Raw genomic sequence first — 282 nt, 5'->3', positions numbered from 1 at the left:
CTAGCGGTGGCCGGCGCCAAGCAGTACGCCGAGCGCGAAGGCCTCGAAGACCAGACGCTGATCGCGATCACGTCCGGTGCGAACATGAATTTCGACCGCATGCGTTTCGTCGCCGAGCGCGCGGAAGTCGGTGAAGCACGGGAGGCCGTGTTCGCGGTGACGATCCCCGAAGAGCGCGGCAGCTTTCGCCGTTTCTGCGAACTGGTGGGCACGCGCAGCGTCACCGAATTCAACTACCGCATTGCGGACGCGAATTCAGCGCACATCTTTGTGGGCGTGCAG

Annotated in this window: 1 pseudogene; it reads left to right on the top strand. The window is 63.8% G+C overall.

What is annotated here, in order from left to right:
- Positions 1–282, top strand: a pseudogene (locus tag PQR53_RS38920) (threonine ammonia-lyase, biosynthetic); the annotation flags it as partial.

Origin of the sequence: Paraburkholderia fungorum (genome assembly GCF_046027605.1) — a bacterium.
Classification (GTDB): Bacteria; Pseudomonadota; Gammaproteobacteria; order Burkholderiales; family Burkholderiaceae; genus Paraburkholderia; species Paraburkholderia fungorum_F.
The sequence above is the reverse complement of the archived record's forward strand: the minus strand, read 5'-3'. Positions and strand labels throughout refer to the sequence as shown.